We start from the raw sequence: 15996 nt of genomic DNA on the forward strand, positions 1-15996 counted from the left end.
TGCGGCATCATGCCGGGGTTGGGACGCGGGCCGCCAGGACCGGCGGCCGGACGGGGACCGCCGGCACCGGGCGCCGGGCGGGGACCGCCGGGACCGGGACGGGGACCGCCGGCACCGGGCGCCGGACGCGGTGCACCCGGAGCCGGGCGCGCACCAGGGGCGGCCGGGCCCGGACGGGGACCGGTCCCGGCGCCGGGGGCGGCGGCAGCCGGAGGCGCGGCCGGACGCGGGGAGCTGAACGGGTTGTTACCCGGCCGCGGCGCGGGCCGGGGACCGGGACGCGGACCCGCGCCGGCAGGCGCGGAGCCACCGGCCGGACCCGGACGCGGGGCAGCTGGACGCGGGGTCGCGGGCTGCGCGGGCGCGACGGGCGCGCTCGCCGCCGGGGCCTGCGGAGCCGGGGCTACCGGCGCCGGAGCCGCGGGTGCCGGAGCCGCGGGTGCCGGAGCGGCGGGCGCCACCGGGGCGGCCGGCGCGGCGGCGACCGGCGCAGCCGGGGCCTCCGCGGCGGGAGCCGGCGCGCTGGGACGCGCGGGGGCCTTCGTGGCGGGGGCGGCCGCACCGTTACCGGCGGCGCCGAGAGCCTCCCGGAGCCGACGGGCCACGGGGGCCTCGACGGTCGAGGACGCGGACTTCACGAACTCGCCCTGCTCCTTGAGCGTGGCGAGCACGGTCTTGCTGTCGACACCGAACTCCTTGGCGAGTTCGTGTACGCGGGCTTTGCCTGGCACGGGTCTCCTCATGGGTGAGGCCGGCGGCTTGCCCGCTCGACCTCGTCGTTAGTTGTGCATGGTCATCGTGGGAACTTCACGGCTGACTCATCCGACGGTGTCCTGTCGACGTGCGGACCGGCCTCGTGCCGATCCGACTGGGAACTGCAGTTACTCGCCCTCCCCGGCCCGCGCTCCGGGTACCTCCGAGGAGATACCGAGGACGTGGTCCCGGAGCGGACCGACCTCCAGCGGGGCACCGCCGCCTCCAGGGAGACGCAGCGCCCGGACGAAGGCCCGGCGTCGCTCCGCAGCGTGCAGGCACTCCCGGGAGGGATGTACCGACGCCCCCCTTCCGGGGAGCCGCCGCCGAGGATCCGGGACCAGGGCCCCGGACCGGACGACGACACGCAGCAGATCGTTGACCGGAGCGCGCTTCCGGCACCCCACACAGGTGCGCACCGGAATAGACGTTTCGGCCACCCTGCACTCTAGCGCGTGGCAGGGCCGGGATGTTCCGCGCGTCGGGGTGGCGGTCGGTGGGACGGCGGCCGGCCCGGCTCGGATCCGGCCGGGAGACCGGACCGCAGGGGTGCCCGGCCGACCCCCGGTGAGGGCGTCGCGGCCTCGTCGTCGGCCTGCGCGTCGCTGCGGATGTCGATCCGGCACCCGGTGAGGCGCGCGGCCAGCCGTGCGTTCTGGCCTTCCTTCCCGATGGCCAGCGACAGCTGGTAGTCGGGGACGACGACCCGCACCGCCTTGGCCTGCGGGTCGACGACCGTGGCGCTCGTGACCCGGGCGGGACTGAGTGCCTGGGCGACGAAGGTGGCTGCGTCGTCGGACCAGTCGACGATGTCGATCTTCTCGCCGTGCAGCTCGCTCATGACGTTGCGCACGCGCTGTCCCATGGGCCCGATGCAGGAGCCCTTGGCGTTGAGCCCCGGCACGGAGGTGCGCACGGCGATCTTCGACCGGTGTCCGGCCTCGCGGGCGACCGCGACGATCTCGACGCTGCCGTCGGCGATCTCGGGCACTTCGAGCGCGAACAGCTTCCGGACCAGGTTCGGGTGGGTGCGCGAGACGGTGACCTGCGGGCCGCGGAAGGTGCGGGCGACCGAGACCACGTAGGCCTTGATCCGCCTGCCGTGCGTGTACTCCTCGCCGGGGACCTGCTCGGCCTGCGGGAGCACCGCCTCCACCTTGCCGATGTCGATGAGCACGGTGCCCTGGACGTTGCGGCGGTCGTGCGCCTGCACGATGCCGCTGACGATGTCGCCCTCCTTGCCCGCGTACTCGCCGAAGGTCTGCTCGTGCTCGGCGTCGCGCAGCCGCTGGACGATGACCTGCTTGGCGGTGCTGGCCGCGATCCGGCCGAAGTCGGTCGGGGTGTCGTCCCACTCGCGGACGACCTCGCCGTCGGGTCCCAGCTCCTGGGCGAGGACGGCGACCTCGCCGCTCTTCCGGTCGACGTGGACGCGCACGTGCTTGGCCGCGCCGTCGGCGTGCCGGTAGGCCGTGACGAGGGCGGACTCGATCGCCTCGAGCACGGTGTCGGCGGGGATGCCGCGCTCCCGTTCCACCGCCTTCAGCGCGGTGACGTCGATGTTCACTGTCCTCCTCCTGAGGGGATGGCCTCGTCGGCGTCGTCCGCGTGGTCGTCGTCGGGCAGGTCGTCGCCGGCCTCGGGCCGGCCGAACTCGACCTGGACCCGGCCCGGTCCGAGCTGCGCCCACGGGACGTGCCGCGGGGTCGGCGGCTTCTTCTTCGCGCCCGGCTTGCCCTTGGCCTCGACGGCGAGGACGACGCCGGCGTCGTCCACGTCCGTCACACGTCCGGTCACCTCGTCCCCGGCGACGGCGACCGTGACCAGCCGGCCCACGTTGCGCCGCCAGTGCCGATGCTCGGTCAGGGGACGGTCGACGCCGGGACTGGTCACCTCGAGCACGTAGGGGCGGCCCATGCCGTCGTCGTTCGCGTCGAGCACCTCGGAGACGGCCTTGCTCACCTCGGCGATGTCGTCGAGCGTGACGCCCTGGTCGCGGTCGACGACGACACGGACGACGCTGCGCCGGCCGGCCGGCGTGACGACGAGCTCCTCGAGGTCGTACCCGACCCGATCGACGACGGGCGCGATCCAGCCGGTCAGCCGCGCGGTGGCGGGGTCGGCCTTCTGGGTGCCGCGGGAGCCGGACACTGCTTCCTCCTCCAGCTCGATGCGGTGCGCATGCCCCTCTCAGCACGGCCTCCGTGCTGGTCCAGGGGAAGTGATCAGGCTACCGCGCACGGATGGGAGGACTGGCGACGGCCGGTGGGACGAACGAGGCGCACGTGCCGCGCCGCACGACGCGCTGGGACGACCGGGGCGCACATACGGCTCACCGCCGTCCGGGCTGCGAGGATGGGGGCGATGTCCCCCACGTCCCTCCCTCCCCCGCCCGGGTTCTCCCGGCGCACCCTCTTGGCGGCCTCCGCGGGGCTGGCGCTGCTGGTCGCCGGCTGCTCGTCCCCGCCGGCCGACGAGCGGGAGCAGGTCACCAGCAAGCAGGCGGACGAGCTCGCCGCCCAGGTCGCGGCGCAGCAGGCGCTGGTCGGCGCGTTCGCGGCCGCCGGTGCCGCGGACCCCGCCCTGGCCGCCGAGGTGGCCGAGCTCGCGTCCCAGGCCGACGCCCAGCTCACCCGGCTCAAGGCGGCCTCACCCGGCAGCACCCCCAGCGCCGCGGCGGTTCCGCCGCCGGCGGCCCCCGAGGCGCGGGGGTGGCTGCGCGCCCAGGTCGCCGCGACCGCGGACTCGCACGCGACCGCGGCCGTCGACCAGTCGGGGGCCCGCGCGGCGCTGCTCGGATCGATCGCCGCGGGCCTGCGCGGCCAGGACGGAAGACTGGCGTGACCCGAGATGGCTGACGACACCGCTCCGGGCGCCCTCGACCAGCGCACCGAGAACGCAGCGCTGAGCGACGCGCTGGCCGCCGAGCACGCTGCGGTCTGGGGGTACGGCGTGGTCGGGGCGGCGCTCGGCGAGCGCGCACGACCGCAGGCGGCCGCCGCGGAGGCGGCGCACCGCGGCGTCCGGGACCAGGTGAGCGCGCTGCTCGCCGGTCGCAAGGCGGACGTCGTCGACGCCAAGGGCGCCTACGCGCTGCCGTTCCCGGTGCTGTCGGAGGTCGACGCTGCCGCGCTGGCGGTCGTGCTCGAGGACGGCGTCGCGAAGGCGTGGGTCCGCGTGCTCGACCAGGCGGCCGAGCGCTCGACCCGAGAGCTGGCCGTCGGGACGCTGGGTGCCACCGAGGTCCGGGCCGTCGGCTGGCGGGTCGCCGCCGGCAAGACGCCGGTCACCACCCCCTTCCCCGGGCTGCCGGACTAGCAGGGTTCAGAGCGCGCCGAGGAACGCGCTGGTGACAGCGACCGCCGTGCTGCTGGACTGTCCGCCCTCGACGAGCACGGCGAACGCGATGTCGCCCTGCGTGCCGCCGAGCCGGTAGCCCATGAACCACCCGTGTGAGTCCGGCGGCGTCTTGCTGCCGAACTCCGCGGTCCCCGTCTTCCCGTAGACCTCTCCGCGGCCGGCGAGGGCCTTCGCGGTCCCGGAGAGCACGACCTCCCGCATCATCGACCGGAGCGGATCCAGCACCTGTGGCTGCGGACCCGTGGGGGCGGGGCCGGCCGGGTCGGCGCCGACCACCTCCACGGGCGCCGCCGGCTTCCCGCTCCCGATCCCGGCGGCCACCAGCGCGAGCTGCGCGGGGCTCATCAGCACCTCGCCCTGCCCGATCGCGTCAGCGGCCTTCGTCGTCCCGGTGCTGGTCTCGGGCACCTTCCCGCCGAAGATGCCGACCGGCAGCTTCCAGTCGCTGCCGACGCCGTAGGACTTCGCCGCCGCGCTGAGCGCGCCGTCGGGCAGGTCCATGGCCTGCTGGATGAAGGTCGTGTTGCAGGACTGGGCGAACGCCGTGCGCAGCGGCACCGTGCCGAGGTCGAACTGGTCCTCGTTCTCGAACTCCCGACCGTCGACGACCGTCGTCCCGGGGCAGGCCACCGGCGAATCGGGCGTGAGGGTGCCGGCCGTCAGCAGCGCCGTCGCCGTCATGGTCTTCATGCTCGAGCCCGGCGGGAACTGGCCGTGCAGGGCGTTCCCCGGGTCGGCCGCCAGGTTGGAGGACACGGCGAGGATCTCGCCGGTTCCCGGCCGGACCGCCACCAGGTGGGTGGGGAGGGTCTGGCCGGCGACCGCGGCATCGGCGGCGTTCTGCACGGCGGGGACCAGCGGGGTCTGCACCGGCGTGCCGGCCTTCGGGGCGACCGAGGCGATCTGCCGCCCGGCGTCCGCTGTCTTCTCGTCGGTGCTCGTGACGGTGACGGTGAAGCCCGGCGTCCCGGTCAGCTGCTCCTGGAAGGCCCGCTGCAGCCCCGACAGGCCGAGCTGGTCGCCCTCGGCGTACCGCGGCGAGCCGTTCTCCTCCGTCTCCTTGATGACCTCGGCGGTGGCGGCGCCGACCCGTCCCAGCAGGGCCACGGCGAACCGGGACGACGGCGCCAGCAGCCGGGCCGAGGTCGGGAAGACGGCGCCGGGGAGGTCGAAGACCTGGGCCCTGATCTTCTCGAAGTCCGGACGCCGCAGCGTGATCACCGGGACGAACTGGCCCGGCTTGGCCTTCTGCACGTCAGCGGTGATCTGGTCGGCGGCGACGTCGGTGGCGGCGGACAGCGCGCTCGCGAGCGCAGGGAGGTCGGTGACCTGTGCCGGGTCCACGCCCACGTTGACCACCTCGGTCGGCGTGAACAGGGGGGCACCCGATGCGTCGGTGATCGCGGCGCGGTCGGGAAGGCTGCGGTCGAGCACCAGGTGCTGACCCTTGCCCAGTTCCGGATGCACCAGGGTCGGTTCGGCGACGACCTGCCACCCGTTCTTGCCCTCGCGCAGGTCGAGGGTGGCGTCGTAGGTCCAGTCCGGGGCAGCCGCGAGGTCCCAGGTCGCCTTCCAGGCGACGGTGGCCTTCGCGTCCTGGACGGCGACCTTCCCGACCTTCGCCGACAGCGAGGCGTGCGGCAGGTCCTTCGCCGTCTGCTCCAGCAGCGCGGTGACCGCGCCGGGATCGGTGCTCGCCTTGGCCGCGGTCTGGGCATGACCGCCCGCCCAGTCGTGCAGGAAGGCCTGGGCGGCCGCCTTCACGTCGTCCTCGGCGCTGCCCGAGCACCCCGCGAGCAAGGGAACGGCGAGCAGGACGGATGTCAGCGCGGCGGCAGCCCGGCGAGAACGCACGGCGACAGGAGTACCAGAAAGAGGACCCCGTCCCTCGCACGCCTCGCTGCGCTCGCCGCGAGCCTCCGGACGGGGCCGTCAGAACAAGACGCTGGCGTAGCGCCCGACTTCCCGGAATCCGACCCGGCGATAGGCGGCGCGGGCGGTCTCGTTGAAGTCGTTGACGTAGAGGCTGACGACCGGGGCGACGGACGTGCGCGCGTACTCGACCACGGCGGCGGTGCCCGCCGTCCCGATACCCATGCCGCGGAACGCCGGGGCCACCCAGACCCCCTGGATCTGGCAGGCGGCGCGGGAGACGGCCCCGATCTCCGCCTTGAACCGCACCTCGCCGTCCTCGATCCAGGCCAGCGAGTGGCCGGCCCGCACCAGCTCGGTCACGCGGGCGCGGTACCCGGCACCGCCGTCGATCCGGAGCGGGCTGACCCCGACCTCCTCGGTGAACATCGCGATGGCGGCCGGCAGCAGGGTCTCCAGCTCGGCGGCCCGGACGGGGCGCACCCGCGGGTCGGGGGGGACCGACGGCGGCCCGGCGATGGCCATCAGCGGCTGCCGGGGCCGGTGGTCGCGGGCGGGGCCCCAGTGCGGGGCGAGGAGCTCCCAGAGGGGCGCGACGGAGGCGGCGGGCCCGACGATGGTGGAGCAGCGCCGGCCGGCACGGCGGGCCCGCTCGGCGAACGCGCCGGCCGCGGCACGCTCGGCACCCGGAGCGGCGAACGGGATCAGGTTCGCGCCCGCGAGGCACACCGCGTCCAGGTCGCGGCCGGCGCCGAATCCCCACAGGGGGGCGCCGAGCGCGGCCGCGGCGGAGCCGGCCGTCTCGACGCGGCCGGCGAGGACGCACGCCGCCACCGGATCGAGCGCCAGCAGCCGGTGCACGGCGGCCTCGTCGGTCTCGTCGAGGAGCCGCGCGGTCGGGGTTCGCAGCACGGAGGGCGCCCGCGGGTCAGCTGACGCTGACGACGGGCGACCCGCTCGGGGTACCTGCGGACACCTGCTCCTCGGCTATCCGCATGGCCTCCTCGATCAGCGTCTCGACGATCTGCGACTCCGGCACGGTCTTGATGACCTCCCCGCGGACGAAGATCTGGCCCTTGCCGTTGCCCGACGCGACGCCGAGGTCGGCCTCCCGCGCCTCCCCCGGGCCGTTGACGACGCAGCCCATCACGGCGACGCGCAGCGGCACCTCCATGCCCTCCAGGCCGGCGGTGACCTCCTCGGCGAGCTTGTAGACGTCGACCTGGGCGCGGCCGCACGACGGGCAGCTGACGATCTCCAGGCCACGCTGGCGCAGGTTCAGCGACTCGAGGATCTGGGTGCCGACCTTCACCTCCTCCACCGGGGGGGCGGAGAGGGAGACGCGGATCGTGTCGCCGATGCCCTGCGACAGCAGTGCGCCGAAGGCCACGGCGGACTTGATCGTGCCCTGGAACGCCGGTCCTGCCTCGGTGACACCGAGGTGCAGCGGGTAGTCGCACTGCGCCGCGAGCAGTTCGTAGGCGCGCACCATGACCACCGGGTCGTTGTGCTTGACCGAGATCTTGATGTCGCGGAAGTCGTGCTCCTCGAACAGCGAGCACTCCCAGAGCGCGGACTCGACCAGCGCCTCCGGTGTCGCCTTGCCGTACTTGGCCAGCAGTCGCTTGTCCAGCGAGCCGGCGTTCACGCCGATCCGGATCGGGATGCCGGCGCCCTTGGCCGCCTTCGCGATCTCGCCGACCTTGTCGTCGAACTTCTTGATGTTGCCCGGATTCACCCGGACGGCGGCGCAGCCGGCGTCGATCGCGGCGAACACGTAGCGCGGCTGGAAGTGGATGTCGGCGATCACCGGGATCTGCGACTTCCTGGCGATCGCCGGCAGCGCCTCGGCGTCGTCGGTGTCCGGAACGGCCACGCGCACGATCTGGCACCCGGCCGCGGTGAGTTCGGCGATCTGCTGCAGGGTGGCGTTGATGTCGGCGGTCTTGGTCGTCGTCATCGACTGGACGCTGACCGGGAAGTCGCTGCCGACCCCGACGCCGCCCACGTCGAGCTGACGGGTCTTCCGGCGGGGCGCGAGGACGGGTGGAGGTGCAGCCGGCATGCCGAGGCTGACGGGGATCGCCATGACAGCCAGTATCCCCCGCGGGGGCATCCGTGCCGGTGAGCTCCCTGTGTGCCTCCTCATCATGCGTAGGGGGCGGCCTCCTCGACCAGCGCGTCGAGCACCACCTGGACGGCGCGGCGGGCCGCCCGGTCGGGCCGCAGCAGCGCCTCCACGAAGCGGCCGGCGCGCAGGTCGGCGAGGGGGACGAGGGCCAGCCGCCCCTCGGCCCGCTCCCGCGTCGTGTGCCGGGGCAGCAGCGCGATGCCGTGGCCGCGGGCGACCAGCGTCTCCATCAGCGGGAGGTGCATGGTGCGCCGCACGACCCGCGCCGGCGATCCGGCCTGCGCCGCGATGGCCGACAGCACCCGGTCGATGGGATAGCCGGTCGGCGGCGTGATCCACTCCTCGCCGATGACGTCCTGCGGGGTCACTCGCGCCCGTCCGGCGAGCGGGTGGCCGAGCGGCAGGGCCACGTCGAGCGGCTCCCGCATCAGGGGCCGGACGACGATCCGCGGCCGGCTCGGTGCGACGACGTCGTCCGACCGGTGTGCCACGACCACGTCGTAGTCGTCGGTCAGCGCGGCGAAGTCGTCCTGCGAGACGTCCTCGTCGAACATCTCCAGGTCGACGCCGGGAAAGGCCGCGAGCCGGTCGAGCAGCCCGGGCACCAGCAGCTCCCCCGCGGAGGGGAACAAGGCCAGCCGGACGGTGCCGACGACGTCTCCTCGGTAGTTCTGCCATTCGGTCTCCGCGGCCGCCAGCGCAGTCGACACCGAGACGGCGATGGCGGCGAGCGCCTGACCCGCGTCGGTCAGGCGAACGCCCCGTCCCACGCGCTCCACCAGGACGACACCCAGCCGGCGCTGCAGGACCTTGAGCTGCTGCGACACGGCGGACGGCGTCAGGTTCGTCGCGCGGGCCACCGCCGTGACCGAGCCACGCTCGGCGAGTTCGCGGAGCACCGACAGGTGTCCGAGATCGACGCGGTCCCAGAGCGCCGGCGCCGGATCCATGAAGGAAAGCTACAAGATGCCTTCACGAGCTTGCGCTTGTCCTTCACGAAGCGGCGGCCGAGGCTGGGATCGTGCCCATGCGTGACCGGCTGCTCGCCTGCTTCGTCGCCGTCTGCTGGGGGCTCAACTTCCCCGCGACCGCGCTCGCGCTCGAGCACTTCCCCCCGCTGTTCATGGTCTTCCTGCGGTTCTCCCTGGTGTCGCTGCCCGCACTCCTGATCGTGCCGCGGCCGGCGGTGCGCCTGCGCTGGCTGGTCGGCGTCGGCGTCGGCATCGGGATCCTGCAGTTCGCCTTTCTCTACCTGGGCATGGCGGCGGGGATGCCGAGCGGCCTGGCGTCCCTGGTGCTCCAGGCATCGGCCCCGTTCACGGTGCTGCTCGGCGGGATCTGGCTGCACGAGCACCTCTCGCTCCGGCAGTTCGCCGGCGTCGCGATCGCGGTGGGCGGACTGGCCGTCATCGCCGTCCACCGTGCCCAGACGGCGGCCTGGCTGCCCGTCGTCCTGACGCTCTGCGGCGCCCTCGGCTGGGCGATCGGCAACGTCTGCAGCCGGCAGGCGAAGGCTTCGAACGCACTGCACCTCACGCTGTGGTCGGCGACCGTCCCGCCCCTGCCGATGCTCGCCCTCGCGCTCGGAGTCGAGGGGCCGCGGCGCATCGGGCACTCGCTCGCGACGGCGTTCACCGTCGACGCCCTGCCCGCCGTCCTCGGGCTGCTCTACGTGGTCGTCGTCGCGACGCTCATCGGCTACGGGATCTGGAACTCGCTGCTGGCCCGGCACCCCTCGAACGTGGTGGCGCCGTTCTCCATGCTCGTGCCGGTCGTAGGAGTGCTCGCCTCGTGGCTGGCGTTCGACGAGGCCCCGGACCTGGTCGAGTTGGTCGCCGGGGTCCTCGTGGTGTTCGGCGTGCTGTTCGCCGCCCGGAAGCCTCAGCCGAGGGTGATCGGGTTGACGATGTCGGCGATGAACAACAGCGCCGACAGCGCCAGGAACAGCCCCGCGACCACGTAGGCGACCGGCATCAGCCGGGCGATGTCGAACGGGCCGGGATCGGGCCGCCCGCGCACCCGGGCGACCGAGGCGCGCAGCCGCTCGTACAGCGCCCCTGCCACGTGGCCGCCGTCCAGCGGGTAGATCGGCAGCAGGTTGAACAGGAACAGCACCAGGTTCACGCCGGCGAGCAGCTGGAAGAAGTAGCTGACCTTCTCGGTGGTCGTGAACTTCGCGAAGGAGAACACCTCGCCGGAGATCCGGCTCACCCCGACCACGCCGATCGGACCCTGCGGGTCGCGTTGCTCACCGAGGAAGGCGGCGCCGAACAGCTGCGGCACCCGTTCGGGCATCTGCACGAGCTTGTCCACCGACCGGACGATCGTGGACCCGAGGAACCCGGGGACGGCGGTGACGGACTGCCGCACGTAGTCCTGCGCGGGACTGATCCCGACGAACCCGACGCTGATCGTCTTCGTGCCGTCGGGTCCGGCGTAGACCTTGTTCTCGATCGGGGTGACCGTGAGGTCCTGCCGCTGCCCCTTCCGTTCGATCGTGAACGTGACAGGGGTGTTGGCACTGCGCCGGATCGCCGCCTGCACCTGGTCCCAGCCGTCGGTGGGCCGCTGGGAGATCCGCTTGCCGTCCAGCGCCATGATCGTGTCGCCGGCCTTCAGCCCCGCCTTCGCGGCCGGGCTCTCCTCCGGCAGCGCGCAGCCGGCCGCGCCTGACTCGCAGCGCTGCCCGGCCGTGGTGATCGGCACCGAGCAGGGGTCGGGCGCGGTGGCGCTCTCCGCGCCCGCCGGGATCACGCAGCCCGGCACGGAGCCCAGCGTCGTCGTCGTCTCCGGGACACCGAAGCCGACGAGGACGACGGTGAAGAACACGACCGCGAGGACGAGATTGTGGAACGGCCCCGCGAACATCACGATGACCCGCTGCCACCACGGCTTCTTGTAGAAGACCCGGTCGCTGTCGGTGGGCAGGACGTCGTTGAGCGCCTGGCCGCGCACCTCGGCGATGAAGCTGCGCATGCGGGTCGCGCGCTTGCTCTCGCCCTCCTCCGCCGGCGGGATCATGCCGACGATGCGGATGTACCCGCCGAGCGGGATCGCCTTGATGCCGTACTCGGTCTCGCCGCGCTTGCGCGAGAACACCGTCGGTCCGAAGCCGACCATGAACTGCGGCACGCGCATCCCGAACCTGCGGGCCCACATGAAGTGCCCGAGCTCGTGGAAGCCGATCGAGAACAGCAGGCCGAGCGCGAAGGCGACGATCCCGAGGGTGGTGAGAAGGATCCCGCTCAGCTTCGGCCTCCGGAGATGGTGCCCCGGGCGTGCTCCCGGGCCCACTTCTCCGCGGCCAGCACGTCCTCGACACAGGTCGGTGCGCCGAGGTCCGGCGCGTCGTCGAGGGTACGCGCGACGAGATCCACGATGCCCCGGAACGACAGGCGACCCGCCACGAACGCGGCGACCGCTTCCTCGTTGGCCGCGTTGAACAGGGCCGGCACGACGCCCCCCGCCTCACCCGCCAGCCGGGCCAGCCGCACGGCGGGGAACGCGACGTCGTCCAGCGGCATGAACTCCCAGGTGCTGGCGGTCGTCCAGTCCAGCGCCGGCTGCACCACGGGGAGCCGATCGGGCCAGGCCAGCGCGAGGGCGATCGGCAGCCGCATGTCCGGCGGGCTGGCCTGGGCGATCGTCGCGCCGTCGACGAAGGTGACCATCGAGTGCACGATCGACTGCGGGTGCACCACCACGTCGATGTCGGCGTAGGGGACGTCGAAGAGCAGGTGCGCCTCGATCAGCTCCAGGCCCTTGTTCACCAGGGTGGCCGAGTTGATGGTGACGACCGGGCCCATGTCCCAGGTGGGGTGCGCCAGGGCGTCCGCGACCGTCACGTCGGCGAGGTCGTCGGCCGCGCGGCCCCGGAAGGGCCCGCCGCTCGCGGTGAGCACCAGGCGCGCCACCTCGCCGCGCGCCCCGCCGCGCAGGCACTGCGCCAGGGCCGAGTGCTCGGAGTCGACCGGCACCAGCTGCCCGGGAGCGGCGGCGGCCGTGACCAGGTCTCCGCCGGCGACGAGGGACTCCTTGTTCGCCAGCGCCACCGTCCGGCCGGCCTTCAGCGCCGACAACGTCGGCCCCAGCCCGATCGAGCCGGTGATGCCGTTGAGGACGACGTCCGCAGGGCGGGCGGCCAGCTCCTCGGCCGCGCGTGGACCCGCGAGGATCTCCGGCAGGGCGTACTCCCCCTTCGCCCAGCCGTGCTTCGTCGCCGCGGCGTAGAACGCGAGCTGGAGGTCCTGGGCGGCGGTGGCGCGGGCCACGGCCACCGTGCGGACGCCGAGCGCGAGCGCCTGCTCTGCCAGCCCGGCGACATCGGCCCCGCCCGCGGCGAGCCCGGTGATCCGGAGCCGGTCCGGATTCTGCTGCGCCACGGCGATGGCCTGGCGGCCGATGGAGCCGGTCGAGCCCAGGACGGTGACCTCGCGAACGCTGCTCACGGCTGCATCCTCCCCGATGCCGCCGCGCCGTCCTCCCTCGTGCGGTGATCGGGGGCCCCTACTGCCAGAATGTGCGACGTGAGTGACACGCAGCGGGTCAACCAGCCTGGTCGCGAAGAGGGCGTCGTCCGCACCGACGAGCACCCCGTCGAGCACGAGCGCCCCGAGGAGTGGGGCTGGCACGGCGAGACGGGCAAGTGGGGACGTCGGCTGACGATCATCCCGATCGTCTTCCTGGTGGCGATGGTCTTCGGCAACCACCAGGGCAAGCTCGAGGACTTCTGGCTGGTCGGGTTCGCGGCGCTGATGGTGCTGCTGCTCGTCGTGGACGCGCGTCGGCGCAAGAACGCGTGGCGTAGCCGCTGACCCTCGGCTCTCCCTGCGCGGCCATCACCCGGCCGGGCGTTCTCTGGAGCGCCGTCCGGGCGTGACCTCAGCGGACCGGTAAACAGTCCCGGCCAGGTTCGGAACCTCCGGACCCGCTCGAGACGGAGATCCGATGTCCCGCCCGCTCACCGTTCTCCTCACGGCTGCCGCTTTCGCCGCGGTCCAGCTGGCGGCGGCTCCCGACGCATCCGCAGACCTCGCCGCGACCCTGTCGCCGACGACGGTGCAGCCTGGCGGATCGTTCACCGTCTCCGGCACCGGCTGCTGGGACCCCGACTTCGACCCCTCCCGCAACGCGCCATATGAGTGGACCGTTGGCATCAGCTCGTGGGCGCAGGCGCCGCCCCTGCAGATGGACGCTGCCACCGGCGGCGCCTGGTCGATCACCATGCAGGTACCCCTGTCGGCGGTGCCGGGCATGAGCTTCTCGGTTGAACCCTCGTGCCGGATCTCGAACGGCAGCAGCCTGCAGTACCCGAAACTGTTGGTGACCGTGCCGCCGCTCACGCCGATCCCGACCCCGGTCGTCCGGCCGGCCCCCACCGCGCCGACGGCCGCACCGCGGATTCCCTCCTCGACCGCCCCGCGCACTCCGGCACCGCCCGCGTCCGTCGCTGCGACGACCACGGCCGCAGCTCCGACGACCACGGCCGCTCCCGTTCCCCCGAACGCCGCCCCCGGCTGCGGGGACTGCGCGAGGCTGACCGGCGACGCGGCAGTGACGGCCGGGCAGGCACTGACCCTGAGGTACGCCGGGTTCCAGCCCGGCGAGCAGGTCACGGTCGTGCTGCGATCGACGCCGGTCGAGCTGGGCACCGTCACGGCAGACCCCTCCGGCCTGGTCACCGCAGACGTGCGGATCCCAGCCTCCGCCGAGCCGGGGTCGCACACGCTGACCTGTCCGGGACGGTCAGCAGTGATCTCGTCGTCGCCTTCCGCCTCGCCGCCCCGCAGCGGCGCGACACGGCCGTCGCCTCCGACAGCGCTACTCCGACTCTGCCCCTGGTGCTCGGCGGCTCAGCGCTCGTCCTGGTGCTGGGCGCCGGCGGATACGTCGTCCGCCGACGCCGCACGGTGCGCACGGATCAGGAGACGCCGACGCCGATCGCCGCACCGATCGCGTAGGTGATGCCGGCCGCCGCCGCGCCGAACAGCAGCTGCCGCAGCCCCGCGTACCACCAGGGCCGCGGAGTGAAGCGCGACGAGAGCGCCCCGGCGACCAGCAGTCCGACGCCGCCGAACACCAGGGCCATCCACAGCAGCGAGACGCCGAAGAGGTAGGGCAGCAGCGGAAGCAGCGCCCCGGTGCCGAACGTGACGAAGGACGACACCGCCGCCACCCAGGGCGACGGCTTGTCCTCAGGGTTGAGGCCCAGCTCCGCCACCACGTGCAGGCGCAGCGCGACCTCCGGGTCACGCGAGAGCTGGCCGGCGACCTGGGCGGCCAGGTGCTCGTCGACGCCCCGGACCCGCAGCATCTCGGTGAGCTCGGCCAGCTCGCCGTCGGGGTTGCGCTGCAGCTCGCGGCGCTCCTTCTCCACCTCGAGGTCGAGCTGCTCGTTCTGGGTCTTCACCGACGTGTACTCGCCCAGCGACATCGAGATCGCCCCGGCGACCAGGCTGGCCACGCCGGCCAGCACGATCCCGCGCGGCGCGACACCGCCGCCGCCCACACCGGCGACCAGGGCGGTGTTCGTGACCAGCCCGTCCATGGCGCCGAAGACGGCCGCGCGCAGCCACCCGCCCGAGACGTCGGAGTGGCTGTGGTCGTGGGCCTCCGCCTGGGATGCGGTCACCTCGGTCACTGGTCCTCCTCCGCGCCGAGTTCGACCGGTGGCTCGATCGACGGCACCGGCAGCGCGACGCTGGGCACGCTCACGCTGTCCGCCGCGGCCAGCTGCCCGCAGGCGCCGTCGATGTCCTGCCCGCGGGTGTCGCGCACGGTCGTCGCCACGCCCGCGGCACGCAGGCGGCCCACGAACTCGCGCTGCGCCGGCAGGGGGCTGGCGTCCCAGGGGCTGCCCGGCGTGGGGTTGAGGGGGATGAGGTTCACGTGCGCCAGCCTGCCCGCCAGGAGCTTGCCGAGGAGGTCGGCGCGCTCGGGCTGGTCGTTGACGTCGCGGATCAGCGCGTACTCGACGGAGTAGCGGCGGCCGGTGCGGGCCGCGTAGGCATCGGCGGCCTCGACGACCTCGCCCACCTTCCAGCGGGTGTTGATCGGCACCAGGGTGTCGCGCAGCTCGTCGTCCGGGGCGTGCAGGCTGACCGCGAGGGTGACGTTGCGCCCCTCCTCGGTGAGCCGCCGGATCGCCGGCACGAGGCCAACCGTCGACACGGTGACCGAGCGCTGCGACAAACCGAGACCGTGCGGCGCGGGCGTGAGCAGCGCGTCGAGGGTCTTGCGCACGCGCGCGTAGTTCGCCAGCGGCTCGCCCATCCCCATGAAGACGACGTTGGACAGCCGCCCCGGGCCGCCGTCGAGCTCGCCGTTCGCCATCGCGGCCGCGGCGGCGACCGCCTGGCCGATGATCTCGGCGGCCGACAGGTTGCGGGTCAGGCCTTGCTGGCCGGTGGCGCAGAACGGGCAGGCCATCCCGCAGCCCGCCTGGGAGGAGATGCAGACGGTGGCGCGGCCGGGGTAGCGCATGAGCACGCTCTCGACCAGCGCGCCGTCGTGCAGCCGCCAGAGGGTCTTGCGGGTGCGGCCGTTGTCGGCCGTCTGGTGCCGGACGACGGTCAGCAGCCCCGGCAGCAACGCCTCGGTGAGCGTCGCGCGGGCCGCGGCCGGCAGGTCGGTCATCTGGGCCGGATCGGTGACGCCGCGGAAGAAGTGCCGGGTCAGCTGGTCGGCCCGGAAGGCCGGCTGGCCCAGCTCGGCGACCGCCGCGCGGGCCTCCTCGCGGGTGAGATCGGCGAGATGGCGGGGCGGCGTTCCCCGGCGCGGGGCGTCGAAGACGAGCGGAAGGGCAGTCATGGCGTCGTCCATCGTCCCACTCCCAGGGGAAGCGACCCCCATTCCGAGGCGAAGCTCACCTGCCGGTGCCA

At 73.7% G+C, this 15996-nt stretch carries 16 protein-coding genes and 1 pseudogene; 4 read left to right on the top strand and 13 right to left on the bottom strand.

What is annotated here, in order from left to right:
• Positions 1-587 precede the first annotated feature (587 nt).
• The 4 genes and pseudogenes from AC2H4J_RS13640 to rimP form a co-directional block, all read right to left on the bottom strand.
• A pseudogene (locus tag AC2H4J_RS13640) lies at positions 588-743 on the bottom strand (translation initiation factor IF-2 N-terminal domain-containing protein); the annotation flags it as partial.
• A 138-nt stretch (positions 744-881) separates the two neighbouring features.
• Entirely contained in the window at positions 882-1193 is a 312-nt protein-coding gene (locus AC2H4J_RS13645) for a YlxR family protein (protein ID WP_487465413.1), read from the bottom strand.
• A gap of 8 nt (positions 1194-1201) precedes the next feature.
• The gene (gene nusA / locus AC2H4J_RS13650; protein ID WP_487465414.1) at positions 1202-2320 is read right to left on the bottom strand and encodes a transcription termination factor NusA; all 1119 of its coding nucleotides are present in this window, start codon (positions 2318-2320) and stop codon (positions 1202-1204) included.
• Positions 2317-2904, bottom strand: a complete 588-nt coding sequence (gene rimP, locus AC2H4J_RS13655; protein ID WP_487465415.1) for a ribosome maturation factor RimP — start codon at positions 2902-2904, stop codon at positions 2317-2319. Before rimP ends, nusA begins: the two co-directional genes overlap by 4 nt.
• 213 nt (positions 2905-3117) lie before the next feature.
• Here rimP and AC2H4J_RS13660 point away from each other — a divergent pair, with 213 nt between their 5' ends.
• Both AC2H4J_RS13660 and AC2H4J_RS13665 read left to right on the top strand, forming a co-directional pair.
• A complete protein-coding gene (locus AC2H4J_RS13660; RefSeq protein WP_487465416.1) occupies positions 3118-3597 on the top strand; it encodes a hypothetical protein in 480 nt (159 codons plus the stop codon).
• 6 nt (positions 3598-3603) lie between these two features.
• Positions 3604-4071, top strand: coding sequence for a ferritin-like domain-containing protein (locus AC2H4J_RS13665; protein WP_487465417.1), 468 nt, complete (start codon positions 3604-3606; stop codon positions 4069-4071).
• 6 nt (positions 4072-4077) lie between these two features.
• Here AC2H4J_RS13665 and AC2H4J_RS13670 read toward each other — a convergent pair whose 3' ends face one another.
• The 4 genes from AC2H4J_RS13670 to AC2H4J_RS13685 all read right to left on the bottom strand — a co-directional run bounded on the left by AC2H4J_RS13670 (position 4078) and on the right by AC2H4J_RS13685 (position 9066).
• A complete protein-coding gene (locus tag AC2H4J_RS13670) occupies positions 4078-5967 on the bottom strand; it encodes a penicillin-binding transpeptidase domain-containing protein (RefSeq protein ID WP_487465418.1) in 1890 nt (629 codons plus the stop codon).
• Positions 5968-6045: 78 nt separating this feature from the next.
• Positions 6046-6897, bottom strand: coding sequence for a GNAT family N-acetyltransferase (locus AC2H4J_RS13675; RefSeq protein WP_487465419.1), 852 nt, complete (start codon positions 6895-6897; stop codon positions 6046-6048).
• 16 nt (positions 6898-6913) lie between these two features.
• Positions 6914-8074 (bottom strand): flavodoxin-dependent (E)-4-hydroxy-3-methylbut-2-enyl-diphosphate synthase, encoded by a 1161-nt coding sequence (gene ispG / locus AC2H4J_RS13680; RefSeq protein WP_487465420.1) that lies wholly within the window; start codon positions 8072-8074, stop codon positions 6914-6916.
• Positions 8075-8133: 59 nt separating this feature from the next.
• On the bottom strand, positions 8134-9066 hold the full coding sequence (locus AC2H4J_RS13685) for a LysR family transcriptional regulator (protein WP_487465421.1): 933 nt from the start codon (positions 9064-9066) through the stop codon (positions 8134-8136).
• A 77-nt stretch (positions 9067-9143) separates the two neighbouring features.
• Here AC2H4J_RS13685 and AC2H4J_RS13690 point away from each other — a divergent pair, with 77 nt between their 5' ends.
• Positions 9144-10079 carry an EamA family transporter gene (locus AC2H4J_RS13690; protein WP_487465822.1) on the top strand — a complete coding sequence of 312 codons (936 nt, stop codon included), beginning with the start codon at positions 9144-9146 and terminating at the stop codon, positions 10077-10079.
• On the opposite strand, the gene AC2H4J_RS13695 is transcribed toward AC2H4J_RS13690, so the two are convergent.
• Positions 9998-11410, bottom strand: a complete 1413-nt coding sequence (locus AC2H4J_RS13695) for a M50 family metallopeptidase (protein ID WP_487465422.1) — start codon at positions 11408-11410, stop codon at positions 9998-10000. The genes AC2H4J_RS13690 and AC2H4J_RS13695 overlap by 82 nt on opposite strands.
• Positions 11362-12564: a 1-deoxy-D-xylulose-5-phosphate reductoisomerase gene (gene dxr, locus AC2H4J_RS13700; protein ID WP_487465423.1), complete on the bottom strand. Its 1203-nt coding sequence runs from the start codon at positions 12562-12564 to the stop codon at positions 11362-11364. The genes AC2H4J_RS13695 and dxr overlap by 49 nt, the downstream gene beginning before the upstream one ends.
• A 69-nt stretch (positions 12565-12633) precedes the next feature.
• Between dxr and AC2H4J_RS13705 the strand changes: the two genes are divergently transcribed.
• A complete protein-coding gene (locus tag AC2H4J_RS13705; RefSeq protein ID WP_487465424.1) occupies positions 12634-12930 on the top strand; it encodes a DUF2631 domain-containing protein in 297 nt (98 codons plus the stop codon).
• 24 nt (positions 12931-12954) lie between these two features.
• Here the strand turns inward: AC2H4J_RS13705 and AC2H4J_RS13710 are convergent, their stop codons facing one another.
• The 3 genes from AC2H4J_RS13710 to rlmN form a co-directional block, all read right to left on the bottom strand.
• Positions 12955-13578, bottom strand: a complete 624-nt coding sequence (locus AC2H4J_RS13710) for a hypothetical protein (RefSeq protein ID WP_487465425.1) — start codon at positions 13576-13578, stop codon at positions 12955-12957.
• 458 nt (positions 13579-14036) lie between these two features.
• The gene (locus AC2H4J_RS13715) at positions 14037-14756 is read right to left on the bottom strand and encodes a VIT1/CCC1 transporter family protein (protein WP_487465426.1); all 720 of its coding nucleotides are present in this window, start codon (positions 14754-14756) and stop codon (positions 14037-14039) included.
• Positions 14753-15925, bottom strand: a complete 1173-nt coding sequence (gene rlmN, locus AC2H4J_RS13720) for a dual-specificity RNA methyltransferase RlmN (protein ID WP_487465427.1) — start codon at positions 15923-15925, stop codon at positions 14753-14755. The genes AC2H4J_RS13715 and rlmN overlap by 4 nt, the downstream gene beginning before the upstream one ends.
• Between the last annotated feature and the right edge of the window lie 71 nt (positions 15926-15996).

The sequence above is a fragment of the Blastococcus sp. OS1-29 genome (assembly GCF_057628075.1).

Bases quoted from the DNA above. Each gene is read 5' to 3' on its own strand.
- AC2H4J_RS13660 (WP_487465416.1), top strand. From the start codon at position 3,118: ATGTCCCCCACGTCCCTCCCTCCCCCGCCCGGGTTCTCCCGGCGCACC.
- AC2H4J_RS13665 (WP_487465417.1), top strand. From the start codon at position 3,604: ATGGCTGACGACACCGCTCCGGGCGCCCTCGACCAGCGCACCGAGAAC.
- ispG (WP_487465420.1), bottom strand. From the start codon at position 8,074: ATGGCGATCCCCGTCAGCCTCGGCATGCCGGCTGCACCTCCACCCGTC.
- AC2H4J_RS13685 (WP_487465421.1), bottom strand. From the start codon at position 9,066: ATGGATCCGGCGCCGGCGCTCTGGGACCGCGTCGATCTCGGACACCTG.
- AC2H4J_RS13690 (WP_487465822.1), top strand. From the start codon at position 9,144: ATGCGTGACCGGCTGCTCGCCTGCTTCGTCGCCGTCTGCTGGGGGCTC.
- AC2H4J_RS13705 (WP_487465424.1), top strand. From the start codon at position 12,634: ATGTGCGACGTGAGTGACACGCAGCGGGTCAACCAGCCTGGTCGCGAA.
- rlmN (WP_487465427.1), bottom strand. From the start codon at position 15,925: ATGACTGCCCTTCCGCTCGTCTTCGACGCCCCGCGCCGGGGAACGCCG.